Below are 297 nucleotides of genomic sequence, written 5' to 3'. Positions count from 1 at the left end.
TACGAGGCCCACGAGGCCCGCGTCTGCATCTCGACGGGGCGCGTGCTGGGCGACCCGCGGCGGCCGCGCGAGTACTCGGACCAGCAGTACCTGAAGTCCTCCGACGAGATGGCGGCGCTGTTCGCCGACATCCCGGCCGCGCTCGACAACTCGCTGGAGCTGGCGCGCCGCTGCAATCTCGAACTTCGCCTCGGCACCTACTTCCTGCCGGCCTTCCCGGTGCCGGACGAGCACACCCTCGACAGCTGGATCCGCAGCACCGCACACGAGGGCTTGGAGAAGCGCCTGGAGAAGGCG

The 297-nt window shown here is 70.0% G+C and carries 1 protein-coding gene; it reads left to right on the top strand.

Features of this window, described 5'->3' with window-relative positions; genetic code table 11:
• Positions 1-297: hypothetical protein (locus FLQ44_RS11355; RefSeq protein WP_147694459.1), on the top strand; the 297-nt coding region annotated here is incomplete at both ends.

It is taken from the genome of Vogesella mureinivorans (assembly GCF_007644035.1).
Lineage (GTDB): Bacteria > Pseudomonadota > Gammaproteobacteria > Burkholderiales > Chromobacteriaceae > Vogesella > Vogesella mureinivorans.
This window is presented reverse-complemented; position numbering and strand designations above follow the sequence as displayed.